General features: G+C 37.5%; 11 protein-coding genes. 2 read left to right on the plus strand and 9 right to left on the minus strand.

What is annotated here, in order from left to right; genetic code table 11:
• Nucleotides 1–298: 298 nt before the first annotated feature.
• Complete coding sequence (locus GNF10_RS01110) at nucleotides 299–2,278, plus strand: scytonemin biosynthesis sensor histidine kinase (protein ID WP_185581984.1); 1,980 nt, start codon at nucleotides 299–301, stop codon at nucleotides 2,276–2,278.
• Between the two features lie 197 nt (nucleotides 2,279–2,475).
• A complete protein-coding gene (locus GNF10_RS01115) occupies nucleotides 2,476–3,327 on the plus strand; it encodes a response regulator (RefSeq protein WP_185586017.1) in 852 nt (283 codons plus the stop codon).
• A gap of 61 nt (nucleotides 3,328–3,388) precedes the next feature.
• On the opposite strand, the gene GNF10_RS01120 is transcribed toward GNF10_RS01115, so the two are convergent.
• The 9 genes from GNF10_RS01120 to GNF10_RS01160 form a co-directional block, all read right to left on the minus strand.
• Entirely contained in the window at nucleotides 3,389–4,591 is a 1,203-nt protein-coding gene (locus GNF10_RS01120) for an AAA family ATPase (RefSeq protein WP_185586016.1), read from the minus strand.
• A gap of 818 nt (nucleotides 4,592–5,409) precedes the next feature.
• Nucleotides 5,410–6,573, minus strand: a complete 1,164-nt coding sequence (argJ, locus tag GNF10_RS01125) for a bifunctional glutamate N-acetyltransferase/amino-acid acetyltransferase ArgJ (RefSeq protein ID WP_185586015.1) — start codon at nucleotides 6,571–6,573, stop codon at nucleotides 5,410–5,412.
• A gap of 150 nt (nucleotides 6,574–6,723) precedes the next feature.
• The gene (locus GNF10_RS01130) at nucleotides 6,724–8,241 is read right to left on the minus strand and encodes a response regulator (RefSeq protein ID WP_185586014.1); all 1,518 of its coding nucleotides are present in this window, start codon (nucleotides 8,239–8,241) and stop codon (nucleotides 6,724–6,726) included.
• An 11-nt stretch (nucleotides 8,242–8,252) separates the two neighbouring features.
• Nucleotides 8,253–10,208 (minus strand): PAS domain S-box protein, encoded by a 1,956-nt coding sequence (locus GNF10_RS01135; RefSeq protein WP_185586013.1) that lies wholly within the window; start codon nucleotides 10,206–10,208, stop codon nucleotides 8,253–8,255.
• Nucleotides 10,209–10,782: 574 nt separating this feature from the next.
• On the minus strand, nucleotides 10,783–11,670 hold the full coding sequence (locus tag GNF10_RS01140) for an SDR family oxidoreductase (RefSeq protein WP_185592782.1): 888 nt from the start codon (nucleotides 11,668–11,670) through the stop codon (nucleotides 10,783–10,785).
• Nucleotides 11,671–11,974: 304 nt separating this feature from the next.
• Complete coding sequence (locus GNF10_RS01145; protein ID WP_185586191.1) at nucleotides 11,975–13,342, minus strand: hypothetical protein; 1,368 nt, start codon at nucleotides 13,340–13,342, stop codon at nucleotides 11,975–11,977.
• Nucleotides 13,329–14,984 carry a cyclic peptide export ABC transporter gene (locus tag GNF10_RS01150; protein ID WP_185586190.1) on the minus strand — a complete coding sequence of 552 codons (1,656 nt, stop codon included), beginning with the start codon at nucleotides 14,982–14,984 and terminating at the stop codon, nucleotides 13,329–13,331. Before GNF10_RS01150 ends, GNF10_RS01145 begins: the two co-directional genes overlap by 14 nt.
• 117 nt (nucleotides 14,985–15,101) lie before the next feature.
• Nucleotides 15,102–16,364: a glycosyltransferase family 2 protein gene (locus GNF10_RS01155; protein ID WP_185586189.1), complete on the minus strand. Its 1,263-nt coding sequence runs from the start codon at nucleotides 16,362–16,364 to the stop codon at nucleotides 15,102–15,104.
• A 154-nt stretch (nucleotides 16,365–16,518) separates the two neighbouring features.
• Nucleotides 16,519–17,271, minus strand: coding sequence for a class I SAM-dependent methyltransferase (locus tag GNF10_RS01160; RefSeq protein ID WP_221643672.1), 753 nt, complete (start codon nucleotides 17,269–17,271; stop codon nucleotides 16,519–16,521).
• Nucleotides 17,272–17,382 lie beyond the last annotated feature (111 nt).

Here is a 17,382-nt window from a genome sequence, read left to right on the forward strand (position 1 = left end):
CTAATAAGGTATATTGACTAATCAAAATTTGATTTGTCTATTTTTTGCATTCATTAGAAGTTGTTTAAGTCAATAATAAATTTCAAATTAAATATTGATTTTTTCAGGAAAAATTGGTTAAATTATTCCCTTTTTATTGGTATGATAAGTTTTGTTAACCTCGTTAGTAATATTTTTTAATTTACTAACTAATTTGATTTTTTAACTGCCTAACTCTGCACCAGAGTTTTTAGTCAGTTATGATTATCAACTCATTAATGACTATGGTGCTGATTAATTACCAGGAGCAAGTAGGGATATGAATTCTGGCGATTATAGATTAGCTAGATCAAACACTCAATGGCCACTACAGCCAGAAATAGAAATGAAGTTTGCTCACTTTCTAATAAATCAAGCTGTAGATGCTGCCTTTTGTTTAGGAGAAAATGCACAGTTTCTCTACGTCAACGATGCCACTTGCCAGATGACTGAGTATTCCCGTGAGGAATTACTTTCCATGAGGCTGCAAGATATAGACGTAGATTTTTCTCTACACAATTGGTCAAATATTAACTCACAAGGTTCTCTTACTTTTAAATCTCGCTACTGCACAAAAGGCGGGCGAATCTTTCTGGTAGAAATATCCATTAGCTATGTAAAACAACAAGATATAGAATTTGGCTGTGCTTTTGTTCGGGAAATAAGTGATGAAATAGTAGAACTGAGCGTGCAAAAATGGACTGATGAATTAAGGGATGCCAAAGACAATTTACAGCAGGAATTTTCTCAACTCAAATCAAAAGAAATAGAATTAGAAGCATCTCTTTCTTTGCTTCGTTCTACTCTCGAATCTACTGCCATTGGTATTGTTGCAGTTAATTCTGAAGGAGATATTCTGAGCTTGAATCAGAAATTTGTGGATATGTGGCAGATCCCGGAGTCCCTAATATTATCTAAAAAATGTCCTCGATGCAAAGCCTTTTTTGAGAGTCAACTTAAAGATCCACAAGCCTTTAATAGGCTAATTTGGGAAGTGTCTAGCCAATCTGATTTCGAGAGCTACGATATTCTGGAATTGAAAGATGGGAGAGTTTTTGCACACTATTCTAAGCCTCACTTGTTGGATGGCAAAATTATTGGTAGAGTCTGGAGTATTTGGGACATTACTGAATCGAAACAGACTGAAGAGGCATTGCGGTTAAACGCAGTTAGATTTCGGACTTTAGCCGAAACAACAGATACCAGCACTTTTCTAATTCAAGGTACGCGGCTTTGCTACATAAATCCAGCAGTAGAGCAGCTGACTGGTTACACAAAAGAAGAACTGTTAACGGGTTTTGATATTCGCCGACTGATTAAAAGCAAAAGACGCAGGCAGGTACGTAAGCAGAGTGAAGCAACTAACTTTGAATACCAGGAGATGAATATTCTGACAAAAAGCGGTACAGAGCGATGGCTAGCTTGTGCGGTTGTAATGCTAGATGGAGTGTTAGATTTTGGTGGAAAACCAGTAGAAATGATTGCAGGCATTGATATTACCGATTACAAATATGCAGAATTAGGTCTTAACCAAGCTTTAGAACAAGCAAAACAACTTAGCGAACTTAGAGCGCGTTTTCTTTCTATGGTTTGCCATCAATTCCGTACACCCTTGAATATTGTTTCATTTTCTAATAGTTTATTAAAGGAAGAAGTAGACAAACGTACACAGAAGAAAATCCAACCACTGCTGGATCACATTCAAAAAGCCACCGAACAACTTGGTCAGATGTTGGATGATATTTTATTCTTCTCTAAGGCAGAAGCAGCAAAAATAAACTATGAGCCAAAACCACTTGAGTTAGTTGATTTCTGTAATGACTTAGTTGCAGAAATGCAGATGAGCATTAGCAAAATTCCGATTAATTTTGTCACTCAAGAAAATTCTCTAACAGCCTGTATAGACAAAAAACTGTTAGAGCCGATTTTGAAAAATTTGCTCGATAATGCAATAAAGTATTCTCCCTCCGGTATGACAATTGATTTGAGACTTTCTTGCGAAAATGAGCAATTAATTTTCCAGGTCGAAGATAGAGGTATTGGTATTTCAGCACTAGATCAACAACGAATATTTGAACCATTTTACCGTGGAACTAATATCGATCACATACCTGGCACTGGACTAGGACTGTCAATTCTTAAAACCTTGGTAGACTTACATCATGGTCAAATATCTGTGGAAAGTCAACTTGGTGTGGGCACTACCTTTACTGTGACGTTGGCGTTAATCAAGTCAGAGTTTAGTAGTTCCGAGTTATGAATGTTGAAATAAAGATTAGTTATTAATTAACAACTTAACAATCACAACTCTCGGAACGAAGTAATTAAGCTTATGCCTATTTTCATACTCCCTAAAAAGTTGAGTACAGCACAGCATAAATCCAACTAAACTAGGCAAAATTCCGTCACAGTTTAATATTAACCAGCTTCTGCTAAAAGTTATGGTAATAAAAAATTATGTACGAATCATCAAATAAAATTCTCGTCATTGAAGATGATAATGTTACCCGCGATCTTTATTTAAAAGGTCTTAAGGCTAAAGGTTTTGATACAATCAGTGCTAACAACGGCCTTGCTGGTATCCAACAAGCACAAGAGTGTATACCCGACTTAGTGATTTGCGATATCACGATGCCCGATATGGATGGTTATAGCGTTTTAAATACGCTACGCCAAGATCCTGTTACTGCAATTATTCCTTTTATTTTTCTGACTGGGAGTAGTAACAAAGCAGATGTTCGCAAAGCTATGGAATTGGGAGCAGATGATTATCTTACCAAACCCTCGACACTAGACGAATTGCTTAGAGCGATCGCTATTCGACTCCAAAAGCAAGCTACTATGCAATACTGGTGCGCTAGGAAATTTGAGGAAGCTCCAAAATCAGTATTTGTAGATAATACTCCAAGTGCGATCGCACCTGAAGAACCCACAATCCCTTCTAAGTCAATCTTTCCCTGTATTCCTCAATTAAAAGAAGTTTTCGACTTTATCGAAGCCCATTATCATCAAGGGATTACTTTGTGTGATGTGGCTGTTGCTGTTGGTTACTCACCTGCTTACTTAACTAACCGAGTCGCAAGGCAAACGGGAGAGACTGTAAACTGCTGGATTGTCAAACGCCGAATGGCAGGCGCTCGTTTTTTACTCCAAAATAATAATCAGACTATCGAGAAGATTGCCAAAGCATTAGGTTATCAAGATGTGTCTCATTTTTCTCGCCAGTTTCGCCAACATCACGGTTTACCTCCCCAAGCTTGGCGCAAACAGCATCAGCTTGTATCCCAAAAACAGGTGAAACTTTGGTGAAAGTCGATTTACAGCAATTTTCATTTAGATTACAACTGACATGAGAAGTGGGCCCCCTGCCTCAAATAAATAGTTGCGTAAACTCATATATTAAATCCACCCTGCCCTTACGTAACATGGCTGGATCTAATCTTTCAGTAGTGTTACAAGTCATCAAGACAACTAATCGTTGCTGCATTTGGATACCAGACTCATCAATGACACTTTGATACAAAGTGCCATCCAGCAAACTGAGAATGTGTTCGGTTTTGTTATTGTATTGCGCTACCTCAGAAGCGCGGTTTTGCGCTAGATTATCAGCTTCATTAATAACGATACAAATACGTTCTATGTAAGTTGGGGGTACAAAATTAGCGATCGCATCATGATCTAAAATAAAAATTACATACCCTAAAGGTACAAGAACTTCTTTTGCTACAGCTTGTGTCCAGACTGTTTTACCAGTACCTGGTTTCCCATGTACAACAACCGCTAACTGGTTTTGATTCAGAATCGCTTGCTGTACAGCATCAGTAAACTGTTGGATATCTGCCGGAAATGTGCGAATGGGAAATTGGCTGTGAACTTTACCTACACGACTTTGATATCCACTCAGCATAACTGCCAAGTCGTAAGTTGCCTTGTTAATTAGTGGGGCAAGATTTCTCGCCATTAAACTATATTGTCGCCGCCCGCGATCGTAGGGATCAATTTGCAACCAAACGTCATGCTTTGCCCAGTAAGCATAAACAGTATTAATCACATCTAAGCGTTCCCAGCTAATAAATCTATCTATAGGAAAATAAAAATCTCTTTCTGAATAATACTGAGTAATAATGTCAGGATTACCCAACACACCCAAAACTCGCAGAACAGTAATTTCTTGCAGCCGATTAAGAACATAATCAATGGGAATGCTACTACGACTGACAAATTGAACGATAGGCGTTTCCGTACTCAAAACATCTTTGTAGCGATGATCTGGTGATTGAGGATCTGGTGTGATGTAATTCCAAAATTTTTCAACTTCGTAGCGGGTATTGTCAGATACAATATTTAATAAATTAGCCCACCAAGCATAATTATTTCGCCCCAAAATATCAGCAACATTACTCGCTAAATTCAAACTTTTTTGAGTTAATTCGCGGGAGTCACTATACAACAGTTGCCATAAGAACCCCCAATCTAACTCTCGATTAAAGGGCCGCCAACCGCTAGCAAGCAAGCTTTGGCGGGTATTATTTGTAGGAGTGCCTTCATTGCTTCTAAAATAGTCAAAATCCATATTTGTTTAGTTATGCAGCGTTAATAGAGCTATTTGTGTTAAATATGAGATTTTAAAATTTTTCTTGTAATATCCACTACTTGCATACAAATGGTAATTTTATTTTCACCGTGCTGTACTGGCTAGGAAGTTTTTTTAATCTAACTCATTACTTGTGTAATATACTATATTACACACCAACTACCTGCGTCAACTTTTTTGACAAAGCAATTACCTCTTAATGTCCCTCCGCCATTTATCCATCTCTACATTTCTGACTAATATCATGTCTAAAAGCACATAATCCCACTTTTGGCTGATGCCAAAGTTTCTCTCCCTGATAGTAAGGTGAGGTTCCGAATATTACCGATACAGAGGGCAACTATGCTGTGTTACTCAAGCTTCAACCCCAGCTATTGCAAATTTGTGTAGGTATCTATCCAAGCTATAGGACAATGCAGTTCAGTTAAGCATTTCTTTATTCTCTCAGTGCCGCGACAGTTGCTACCCTGCGGGAACGCTTTCAGCGAACAAGTCGGGGAACCCGCCTAACGCACTGGCAACTCTATTGTCTCTGTGGTTCGTAAAACAAATTGACTTTGGCAAAGAGTTTTAGCCTTAACTGAACCGTATTGAACTATAGGACTCATATTTGATTTTTGAAAAAACTCTGTACAACTCAAAAACCCTTCTTTCCTATTGCCTCTTGCCTCTTACCTATTTGCTGCCCACGTAAACAAAAATCAAATCGAATTCCTATATATAGAGACGCGTTAACGCAACAAGACATTAGCGTAGCGGTTTGAAGCCCAGTGCAATTTCGCGTCTCTTCTTGTTAATCAAGTTGAGTATTTGCCATTAATTTCTATATAACCCTCTGAAAGATCGCAACCCCATACAGTTGCAGAAGCTTCGCCAATATTGAGGCTAACATGAATATCTACTTTGTCTTTGGACATAATTTGCCGCAATTGTTCCAGATTTTCATTAGTTAAACTACTAGGATAAACTTTCACATCATCAAAACTAATAACAACTCGTTCTGGATTGATCTGCTGTTCATTTTCACATTTACCTATAGCCATCGCAACTCGTCCCCAATTCGGATCTGCCCCATAGACGGCGGTTTTTACTAATGGTGAATTGACAATTGCTTTAGCTACTTTTTTCGCTTGTACATAGTTAATAGCTGAATCTACAGTTACCTCAATAATTTTGGTGGCACCTTCTGCATCTCTGGCAATTTTCAGCACCAATTCTTGTGCAACTTCTTGCAATGCACTGGCAAAATCTGCTTCTGAAACTTCACCGGCTATTCCATTAGCTAGAATCACGGCGGAGTCACTAGTAGAAGTGTCAGTGTCTACACTCAGGCAGTTAAAGGTTTTATCTATAGTAGAGCGAAAAATAGAACGAAGGCTATTTGTAGAAATTGCCGCATCAGTAAAAAAGAAAGTTAAGAGAGTAGCCATATTAGGCTCAATCATGCCAACACCTTTGGCAATTCCTACCAGCTTGGCATTTCCTATTTGTCGTGTAGCTATTTTTGATACTGTATCGGTGGTCATAATACCACGGGCTGCGGCATTAAAATCAGCAGGAGTCAATTTTTTGCCCAATCCTAATAAACCTGCTCGAATTTTTTCAATTGGGTAACACCTGCCAATTACACCTGTAGAAGCTATCACCATATTATGTGCAGCAATTCCAGTTTCCGTTGCAACCAATTCTAAAACTTCTTGGGCATCAGCAATGCCAACAGCACCATTAGCGACATTTGCATTTTTAGATATAACGACAATTCCTTGTACTTGTGAATCTTTTAAGTTGTCGCGGCTAATAGTAACGCTTGGCCCGGCGAAAAGACTTTGAGTGAAGACTCCATCAGCAACACAAGGAACTTCTGATTTAATAAATACAAAATCATCAGTTGTATCGCGTATTCCTAAATTAGTAATAAATGCACTAAAACCTTGGGGTGCAGAAGATATAGTTAATGCCATTTCTCTAGATTTAATAATTTGCTTTAATTATCTCATACCATTTGCAGAAATATTTATCACATCAGTTATTAGAGAAGTATATCTATCTATACACCTCTAATAATTGATGTGTAGGATAAAAATTAGGAAATTTTAAGAGAACCTAAAAACCTATAAGAAATCAGTTAATGTAAGGGTAAATGTTGTCCATCCGTTACCGCTTTCTACTTGAATGTTTCCTTGCAATTGTTCGACTAATTTTTTTACTATAGCTAAACCTAATCCAGAACCACCTTGATTCCAGATATCTGCATTGGGGATGCGATAAAATTTTTCAAAGATTCGTGGTAACTCTATTGCTGAAATTTCTGCGGAATTACTGGTAGTAATAATAGTTTTTGCAGGCGTTTCCAAGGAATTGTGACTTACACTTAGGATAATTTCACCACCCGCAGGTGTGTATTTACAGGCATTATTAAGCAATTCTATTAAGATTCGTTCTAAGCTTATGCCATCTGAGAGCAGGGGTGGGAGATTTGAAGGTAGATTCAAATTTAGAGTTTGCTGATGTTGTTGAACACGAATTTGAAATGGCTCAATCATCCAAGTTATGAACTGCTGTAAGAGCAACGCATCTGGTGTGATAACTGGATAAGATGAGCTTTCTAGCCGTTGTAAGTCAAGTAGATCGTTAATTAATCCTAACTCGCGATCGCACTCGCCTTCCATCAGTTCTAGATAACGTTGAGCTTCCTCAGTACTAGTAGACAGTTGTATCATTTGAATCATTAGCTTCATATTACTCAGAGGCGATCGCAGTTCGTGAGAAACTAAATTTAAAAAGTCATTTTTGAGTTGATTTATTTCCTCCCATTTGACTACAAGCTGCTCTTGCTCAATTTGCCTTTGACGCGCCTCAATCGCTCGTTTGCGCTCAGTAATATCTCGAAAAACTAACACAGCACCCGTAATATTATGTTGATCATCTTTAATTGGTGCAGCGCTGTCATCAATTGGTATTTCTCTACCCTCTCTAGTAATCAGAATAGTTTCTGCTGGGAGGCTGACGATAATGCCATCTTGAAGAACTTTGATAATCGGACTTTCAATAGAGTTATGAGTATCTGCATTAGCAATATTAAATATTTCTGTTGAATTTCTGCCATAAGCTTCTTCCTGTTTCCATCCAGTCAAATTTTCAGCAACCGGATTCATGAAAGTTACAAATTCTTGCAGATCGCTAGCAATCACACCATCACCTATACTTTTTAAAAGTGCATCCAGCCATTTTTTACTTACTTTTAATTGCCTTTCTAAACCATGCTTAGAAAGAGTTATTTCAATATTTGTTTGTAGTTCTCTTTCTTTAAAAGGTTTGAGTAGGTAGCCAAACGGCTCAGTTATCTTGGCTCTTGCTAATGTTTTATCATCTGCATAAGCCGTTAAATAAATTACTGGAATATCCAAATGCTTATGGATTTCTTGGGCAGCTTCTATCCCATCCATTGACCCTTTTAATTTAATATCCATTAACACTAAATCTGGGGATATTTCTACTGCTTTGTTAATTGCTTCTTGTCCTGAAGAAGCAATTTCAGGAACTGTATAACCAAATTTTATAAGTCGATATTGCAAGTCTTTCGCAACAATAGCTTCGTCTTCCACAACTAAGATTTTTGCAGATGTCATATTTTAGTTTGTTATATTAATGTAAATGTCACCTGACACTTCACACCCATATCACCTTGAATATTGATATTTCCTGAAAGTTGATTGGTTAAAGCATCTACTAACTGCCAGCCTAAAGAAGCTATTTTTTGAAAATTAAAATTTGCTGGTAAACCAATTCCGTCATCACTGACTACAAGTGTAACTTGCCGATCTTTATTTTGGTTAATTTCTATATAAATCGTACCATTACTACCTGCGGGAAATGCATATTTCAAGGAATTAGATACAAGCTCATGGATAATTAAGCTACAAGGAATTGCCGTATCCAATCCAAGAAAAATGTGTTTGTCTATATTTAGTACCAGAGCGATCGCATCTTCATTGACTTCGTATGCAGTAAATAAACTTGCTACTAAATCTCGAATATATTCACCAAAATTAATCTTTGCTAAGTCTTGAGACTCATACAACTTTTCGTGAACTAGAGCCATTGATGCAATCCGTTGTTGGCTTTGTTGGAATATTACCAAATCGTCTTTATCTTTAATATAAGCAGATTGTAAACTTAGCAGACTGGAAATAACCTGTAAATTATTTTTGACCCGATGATAAATTTCTTTTAATAACACCTCTTTTTCTAAGAGTGATGCTTGCATTTGCTCCTCCCACTGCTTGCGATCGCGTAGTGCAGCTTGCCGTTCGCTAATATCTTCCACTACAGAAATAAAATATCTTGGCTCCCCACTAGGTTCGCGCATTAAAGAGACGGTAAGATTAACCCAAATCATGGAGCTATCTTTACAAAAATAGCGCTTTTCTATTGAGTAAGTTTGAATATCATCTGCTAAAATCTGGTAAAAATATTTTAGGTCGGCATTAATATCATCTGGGTGAGTAATATCTTGAAAAGTTAGCAACTGTAGTTCTTCGGGCGTGTAACCAAGAATATTGCAAAGCCTCTGATTAACTAACAACCACCTTCCATCTATTGCTACATGGGCGATGCCAACAGCAGCTTGATGAAATGTAGCACGGAATCGTTCTTCACTTTCTCGTAATGCTTCTTCTATTCGCTGGCGCTCAGTAATTTCTGTCTGTAGCGATTGATTAATTCTTGTTAACTCTGCTGTTCGTTCCTCCACCATATTTTCTAGTTGATTAAGTAGACTAATTACTGCCTCCTCTGCTTGCTTACGCTCAGTAATATCGGTATGTGAGCCTGCCATCCGCACTACATTACCATCTTCATCCCAAAGTGCTTGACCTCGATCCAAAATCCATTTGTAAGTGCCGTCTTTACATAAAACTCGATGCTCAGTAGTGTAAAACGGTGTTTTCTGAGAAAAGTGATCTTGGACTGCTTCTGTTACCCAATCCAGATCATCTGGATGTACTCGTTTCATCCTTTCATCTAAATGGTTAGAAATTTCGTGGTCTTCATAACCAAGCATTTCCTTCCAACGGGCCGAGAAGAATATTTCATTAGTTTTAACATTCCAGTCCCAAATTCCATCATTATTACCGCGCAAAGCTAATTGCCAGCGTTGTTTACTTTCCCTCAACACCTCCTCAGTTAGTATGCGTTCAGCAATTTCCTTCTCTAGTTGAGCAGGACTTGGTAGAGCCAGTGCCTTGGGTATTAATGGCACAAGCTCTATAGCCGTCAATACAGAGACAAAAGCGGTAATAGCTTTGAGTAACCCTGATAGCCAATAGGTAGGATACCAAAGCGTCCATACATCCATCAAATGGGTTGTGCCACAAGCAACAATGAATGTGCCAAACATCAGGAATATCCAGCCGAAAGGCACATCTCGCCGTTTACGGACAAAGTAAACTAGCATAACTGGAATTGAATAATAAGCAAGTCCAGTTAGTACATCTGAAACCAGATGCAACCACACCAATTCTGGTTTCCAGAGGTAGCAATGTCCGTGGGGAATAAACTGGCTAGTAGAGAAAAAATTATGTAAAAATTCCATCATGATCTAGGGGTGCTATCGAAATTGATGACACTCCTAAGATTTTAGCTAAATAGTGCTGATTCACCGAGCTGACTACATCTTTCTTCTATTACTTTGGCAAGAGAATAATATAGGCTGTTTGCAGCATAATAATTTTATCATAAACTTTTGGTTCAAATATTTTTTTAGAAACTAAACGTTTAAATTATCGCTCTATGTAAAATTAGAAACTTGTTTCTTATTTTTATTTTTTCAAGTTAATTAAAACTGGATAGCATTAGGAGCGTGACAATGATTGCAGCCAAAATTATTCGTAACTCACTGTATTCGTTGAGTCCAAGGTGTTCTTCAAAAACCAACTACCAGTAACAGCAATCAGTCCAAATATTTATATTTTATTGGTACATCAAAAACAAAATTATGATTATTTCTTCTCAATCAATAGTGATTGCTCTTCTAATACAAGTGTCATTAGTATAAGTCTATCTATTACAAGAGCAATCGCTATTAATATCGAGGTAGCCTAAAAGTTATAAAATGATTTAAATACTGCCGTAATTTTTTTCATTCTCCTAAAAAAAATTATTAACGATATTTAACTCTTCTTGTTATACATTCCATAATCATGAGCTGGAATATTAATCTGATCTGTGGCAAAAGTTTTCGCATTTGCACGCCTGCGGTTCAGCTTAACTACATCCAAACAATGATAAATTGCATCTACAAATTCTGGAAAAAATTGCCCCATAGCAAACATTAGCTTTGTCATATTTTCTGTTAACATATTTTTATTAACAATTACCTCTGCCTTATTTTGTTTAATAGCTCTAATTACTGCATTTGCTACATCTGTTGGTGTAGATGTACCTGCTAACCAAGGAGCAGGTACACGACTATCAACAGTCATACCAGTTTCAGAAATATATCCCGGACAGATCACCGATATATTGGTATTAGTAGCAGCTAATTCTTGTCGCATCGCATCAGTCCACATAATCAAGCCAGCTTTACTCGCAGAATAAATGCTGTTATAAGGGACTCCCTTTTTACCAGCTAGAGAAGCAATATTAACAATGTGACCACTACGCCGCTCCAACATGCTTGGCAGAAACAAACGGGTTAATTCAGTAGCCGCGAGTAGATTAACTGTCAATATTGACTGGAGATCCTCTAGAGAATAATCAACAAAATCTCGATAAATTTCTATGCCAGCATTATTGATGACAATATCAACTGGACCTACAACTTTATTAATCTGCTGTTTGAGAGTTGATAATTCTGTCACGTTTTTAATATCAAAGGGAATACTTATTGCTTTTCCACCTAAAGCTTTGATTTGAGCACATGTTACATCTAGCCCTGACTTGAAACGAGAAATGCAAACCACAGTTGCCTGCTCTCTAGCTAGAGCACGGGCAATGTATACTCCTAAACCTCGTGATGCACCTGTTAAAAGTACTGTTTTACCTGCTAAAGTTGTCATGACAAATTCCTTAAACCTTATCCTGCTATTGCCACACTATTTTGAAAATAGAGGCTATATAAACCCCATCTATTTTGAAACCTGGAGTTTTCAAGAAAGTATATTATTCAGTTGTAGCTTTAGTTCTGAGCTTTAACCTAATTGCAAAGAACTACGGTTTTCAAAGTAAACGCGGTTTTACAGCTTTTTTGTAGGACGATTGCTATCTGCTTTTACAGCTATTTTATATGGCACTTGTATCACTTAATAAAATTTCTTAAATAAGCTACAAGTTTGCACTATATTTTTACTCACTCTAATACTTTCACCAAAAAGCCTTTGCTTGACTACCTTGAAGAATGTCAGGGTTTCTTCTGCTATGCTTTTGTATTTCTTGACAAGTTAAAAGCGCAATAATCAAAAACCTAATTTTCTTAATAACTGTAGATAGTTTGATTTTTTGATTTGCCATTACCAATTTGAAAAATATAATCGGGTTGGTCAAAGTAAACCAAGGAAAGCCATCATCTACAACCATTTTAATATTATGTTCTCCATAAAGTGTCTTTAATCCATTAATAGAAGCTATCCATCTATACATTTGTTTTATCCAAGCTTTGTTTGGTGGTTCTTCTATTGTCATATCGCTTACGCTGGGGGTTCTATTTGTAGAAACTACATCTAGAAATATGTCACCTATAAAGCCTGCATATTTGGCTAATATAGTAAGTTGAGTATCTTCCGCCCTGACACCTGGATATTTTATAGTAATCACTGCTAACAAGCTAATTATCGCATCAGATCTACCAAATGTACCTCCTCCAGGTTTATGCTGAAAGCCACTGAACCTACCATGAGCAATATCTATAAACCATTGAAGAGGTGGCAGTTCTTCAGTAAAATTAGGTAGAAGAACTTCAATTCCATCTATAATACCTTTTTGGTAAACAGCAAACTTATTCCTTGTACCTAAAAGATCTATTTGTAACTGATTTTGTAGTTGGCTTACTATTAAATTTAAGCCATTAGACTCACACTCAATCAATGAATACTTTTGCTCAACTAAAAACTGAGATTCAGCATCAAAAGTCATTAAAATCGCGGGTGGTATCCATCCATTTTCTATACTCTTCAGTAGTAATGAGCCATAAATCTCTCCCAAAACTCTGATTTTACCTGCCGCGTACTGCCCCTCTCTTTGATGAACTACAAATATCCTGTGTCTGGACTGCTGAGGTTCGATGTTATTTAAATAATACGGTTTACCTTTGCAAATCAAATTGTCGAATATTCTTGCTGGGATATTGTTTGCTAACTTTTCCTCAGTATATAAATGAATGATTTCGATATTTTGCAGCAAACTTAAATAGTGTATAACAGTCTGACATTCAAAACCATTATTTAAACCAATGACTATATCAGTCATCATCCCTATTTCCGAAATTTGTTGAATGATTTTAGGGATGGTATAAGGTAAATAATTTTCAGCTCCTTTAGCAGTTGCAACTATTCCTAATATCCGAGTGCTGTCAAAAGTATTATTAGTTTGAGTTTGAATCAAATTTCTATAATACAGAACAGATTTTACATCTGCTTCTAAAGCTTTATTTTGTTTTTCTCGTAATGCGATCTTATCTTCTTCTAAAAAATTGCTGGACTGCTCATATCTTTTAAAAAAATTATTCAAAAACATTGTTTGGCTCCTTCCCAATATTTAAATGTTCAGTTTTAACTTGGCCGTATTCCAGCTTGACAATCCGATCTGCCAGGTAAAAATATTGGTCATCGTGACTAATAACTAGTACAGTTTTTCCTCTCTTCTTTAGCTCTACCAGAAGTTGAGTATAGAAAATTTCTTTGAATACAGGATCTTGATCTGATGCCCACTCATCAAACATATAGATGGGACGGTCTTCTAAATAGGCAGTAACTAAAGCGAGACGTTTGCGCTGTCCTTGAGAAAGGTCAGTGGTAGAAAGTACTCCATTATTGACCTTAACTTTATGGTCTAGTTGCAATTGAATAAGGTACTTTTGAGTTTGAATATCCAGATCGCCACTATCCAAACCCAGGAAGCGATCAAAAAGATAAAAATCGGAGAATACTACAGAAAATTGCTGTCGATACCACTCTAAATTATGATTATCAATGAGCTGGTCGTCTAGATAAATATTTCCTGTTTCCGGAATGTAAAGCCCACTAATTAACTTAGCGAGAGTAGACTTCCCACTACCGTTACCTCCTACAATAAAAACAAGTTCTCCTGGATGAAATTTCAAGTTAATAGGCCCAAGAATAAAGTTGCTTTCTTCCCGCTCTTGATAATAAGCATGGGTTATATTTACCAGTTCTAGGCAGTTCCAATATTGATCTGATGCCAGTGAAACATTATCGCAAATTTCGTTTGAATAATTTACTAATGATAGACCCAGAGACTCCACTTTTTTTAAAGCTACTAAGGCTTTAGTTATGCTAGGCATCATACTCATAATGTACTCTAGAGGTGATATCAAGTAGATAATAGTTAGGGCATAAGCAGATAGAATTGCAGGTGGAATTTTATTGATAGTAGGGATGATGAATAAAAGTAACCCAATAGCAACAAAAAATAGAACTTGTCCCCAACTAGCAGCCGCAGCAAAGATACTCATACCCACAACATTATGACGGCGGAATGATAAAGCAGTGGTATGGAGTTCTTCAGAGAGAAATGCTTGCCGTCGTCGGCGATGTAGTTTGAGTTCTTTTGTGCCTTGAATGACGCTACGAAAATGCTTAAATAATCTATCTTCTTGCTCACGAGCCAACTTTAAAAAAGACATAGCCTTCATCATTGGTAGTGAATAGCTGAATATTCCCAGGAACATAAAGCTAATACCTATGAGGAAGACAATTTTAGATAACCAACTCAAATAAATCAGACAGGCAATCACAATGGCAATATTAATGCACACAAAAGGGACAGTAATAACTGTGTTAGAGATTGTTTGAATATCCTCAGTGAGAACAGCTAAAAGTCCATGAGCACCGATTTGTTCTAAGTGACGTAAGGGTGAAGCAAGAATGCTGCGGGTTAAAAATATCCGTAAGTTGAGAATTGCTTTTTGTGAAAGTTGAATCAACAGAAATTGAGAAATAAAATTAGCAATTAACCGCAGTGAGCAAAGACTTACAAAACTCCAAATTAATATAGTTTTTGATGGCTGGTTTTGACTCAATGTCATATTAATTAGGGCAATTAGTCCAGCAGCAGTCCCGCCGCTAAGAATACCAGCTAAAATTGCCAAACAGAGGTGAAGAGAAGAAGTACGTAATAGCAGGCGGATTAGGTTCATAACGTCATTGATTAACAACCCATAGTATTTAGTCAAATTAGCTAGCTATTTGGCAAATAAACATCTGCAAGATGACATCAGAAGTAATGGAATGTTGCATCATTGTTAAGCTTAAAATTAGCCAATTGAAGCTTTACTATCAAGTGGTTGAGGCGACTTTTGATAAGGATGGTATTCAGTTAGTAAAATCTCATAAGGGCTTTTGACTTGATAGACAACGCCACGCCACTCAACATTTTGCTTGCTCATAGTTAATGCTGTAGCGAGGGTAGAAATTAATTGTGCCAGTGGAACTACCAGCAAAACTTTTACTAAAAATCGAAATGAAAAATACTTCATCAGTTTGCTATGCTCCCAAAGCATCTGCCGCACACCTTGTTCTAAATGTGTAATTAGTAAAGCCATTACCAAGATATAGCCGACGAATCCGCCCCCAAACAAAGCTGCTGCTGCAAAGTTTCCTCTGACTAGGGAAATTAGCATCATTCCCATAGCTACTACAAGAGCTAATGAGGGTACGAATACCTGGAGGACAAACACCATCCACTTAGGGTGATAAAGTCTTGGCATAATTAATTGGCGTGTAATAAAACGAAAGCATTGAGCTAAATCACAATCCTCGCGATTAATCATCATAACGGTAGGTACAAATTTCACTTTTAAGCCGATGCTTTGCAAAGCTTTGTGGACTGGTGCATCAACAGAAAGACTTTGCGTCCATATATCTAAAAGTTGGGCTTGTCGCAAATTAGAGAGTTTCATTGCCATTGAACCTCCCCAAGCATATTTGTGGATATACATGGAGACAACAGATGCCGAGTTATATACATATCGCACCAGCGAACCCCATTGTTCGCTTGGTGGTAAATACCACCGGTTTCCTGTGCTGGCTCCAATTTGCTTGTCCATTAAGGGTACAACTAATTCACGTAACCAGTTTGGATAGGCAACGACATCAGCATCTATAAAAGCCACTACATTGTAAGAATCATCTAATGCAAAGATGGCTTGCACTAAGGCACTGCATTTGAGACTACAGGTGTTGTGCTGCACAATTAAAGGACTGACTTTAACGTGCGTTGCTCCTGTTTGCTGAATGGTTTTTGTGATGATATCCCAAGCAGGATCTTGCTGACTATCAACTACAATGTGCAATTCGTACTCTGGATAGTTTTGATGTAGTAAGGCACGAATACAATCAGCTAAGAATGGATCAGCACCTCGCAGGGCAAGGATGACTACCGCCTTGGGTAACAACTCATCTGGTATATCATCTGATTTTGGCAAACAAAGTGATGATGTAAAAGCTAGCGCACAAAGCGTTTGAATAACTGCAAAAAATACCAAAACTCCAAAAATATAGATCCCTATCTGGTTCATTGATTTACCTCAAATTGATTAGGACTTACGCAAAATATCTTTTAAACTCTCATTTCTCCGTGTCGCACCAGTTGCTTCAAGTCAGGGAACCCGCCCAACGCACTGGCTTTTCTGCGCCTCTGTGGTTCGTTATTCTGTAACTTGTGCGTAAGTCCTATTGATTAACTCTGCTTAAATAAGTCACTAATGCAAATGACCCCGAAGACAATTCGCGCTGCACAATGCTCAATTTTGCTTCAGTTGTCCAGTGGCGCAGCACTTCTATTTCAGCCTCGCGATCGGCATCATCAAGCAAAATCAGCGCATTGGTGGCAAGATGTTGTCCAAGAACAGGCAAAAGACCGTACCGACCACCAGGTGTTTGATTCGTAGGAGGCCCGTCACAAATAACTAGGCGGAAATCATTCGGTAGACTAGTTAAAGGAGGTTGATACCAACAAAAACCTCCGAAGTCGTGCAAGGGTGACAAATAAATATTGACTCCTGAAATGCAATAGCGTTGCAGTATATCACTTACATGTGTGTACCACTTCGGCAGATGCTCTAGGGAATAAATTTCAACACCGCGCCGACCAGCAAGCAATCCCAGAAGAATAGTTGTTAGTCCACTGCCACACTCAAGGATAGGGCCAGGGGTAGTTGCAGCCTGCTTTGCCACTTCCTCTAGATAATCAAGGTCAGCAGCAAAAAAATTATTCCTCCAACCTACTAACAATCCAGCTAACATTTTGCGCGTTGGTATCTGCTCTAGCGGAAGATTGGCAATTTCTAGTACCACGTCATGGAAAGTAGGCGCTAACCTGGCCTCTTTGTACAACATTATTTGACTATTGATAAACTTGAAACTCCAAGCTAAAGATTTGAATGTATTGTTGAGCAGATTAGGAATAGAGGAGTTTTTAAGCATTGATGATATATCCTTTGTAATTTGTTTCTTTTCAAGTCTATATATACAATAAAACAACAAAATTATCGTAGATTATTGTATATAAATTGCTATATTTTAATAGGTTCAGTT

It is taken from the genome of Nostoc sp. UCD121 (genome assembly GCF_014222285.1).
Classification (GTDB): Bacteria; Cyanobacteriota; Cyanobacteriia; order Cyanobacteriales; family Nostocaceae; genus Nostoc.

What these genes read in the sequence shown, in the direction of transcription:
- GNF10_RS01130 (WP_185586014.1), bottom strand. Translation starts at nt 8,241, where the DNA reads ATGACATCTGCAAAAATCTTAGTTGTGGAAGACGAAGCTATTGTTGCG.
- GNF10_RS01140 (WP_185592782.1), bottom strand. Translation starts at nt 11,670, where the DNA reads ATGACAACTTTAGCAGGTAAAACAGTACTTTTAACAGGTGCATCACGA.
- GNF10_RS01135 (WP_185586013.1), bottom strand. Translation starts at nt 10,208, where the DNA reads ATGATGGAATTTTTACATAATTTTTTCTCTACTAGCCAGTTTATTCCC.
- GNF10_RS01155 (WP_185586189.1), bottom strand. Translation starts at nt 16,364, where the DNA reads ATGAACCAGATAGGGATCTATATTTTTGGAGTTTTGGTATTTTTTGCA.
- GNF10_RS01120 (WP_185586016.1), bottom strand. Translation starts at nt 4,591, where the DNA reads ATGGATTTTGACTATTTTAGAAGCAATGAAGGCACTCCTACAAATAAT.
- GNF10_RS01145 (WP_185586191.1), bottom strand. Translation starts at nt 13,342, where the DNA reads ATGTTTTTGAATAATTTTTTTAAAAGATATGAGCAGTCCAGCAATTTT.
- GNF10_RS01150 (WP_185586190.1), bottom strand. Translation starts at nt 14,984, where the DNA reads ATGAACCTAATCCGCCTGCTATTACGTACTTCTTCTCTTCACCTCTGT.
- GNF10_RS01115 (WP_185586017.1), top strand. Translation starts at nt 2,476, where the DNA reads ATGTACGAATCATCAAATAAAATTCTCGTCATTGAAGATGATAATGTT.
- GNF10_RS01160 (WP_221643672.1), bottom strand. Translation starts at nt 17,271, where the DNA reads ATGCTTAAAAACTCCTCTATTCCTAATCTGCTCAACAATACATTCAAA.
- argJ (WP_185586015.1), bottom strand. Translation starts at nt 6,573, where the DNA reads ATGGCATTAACTATATCTTCTGCACCCCAAGGTTTTAGTGCATTTATT.
- GNF10_RS01110 (WP_185581984.1), top strand. Translation starts at nt 299, where the DNA reads ATGAATTCTGGCGATTATAGATTAGCTAGATCAAACACTCAATGGCCA.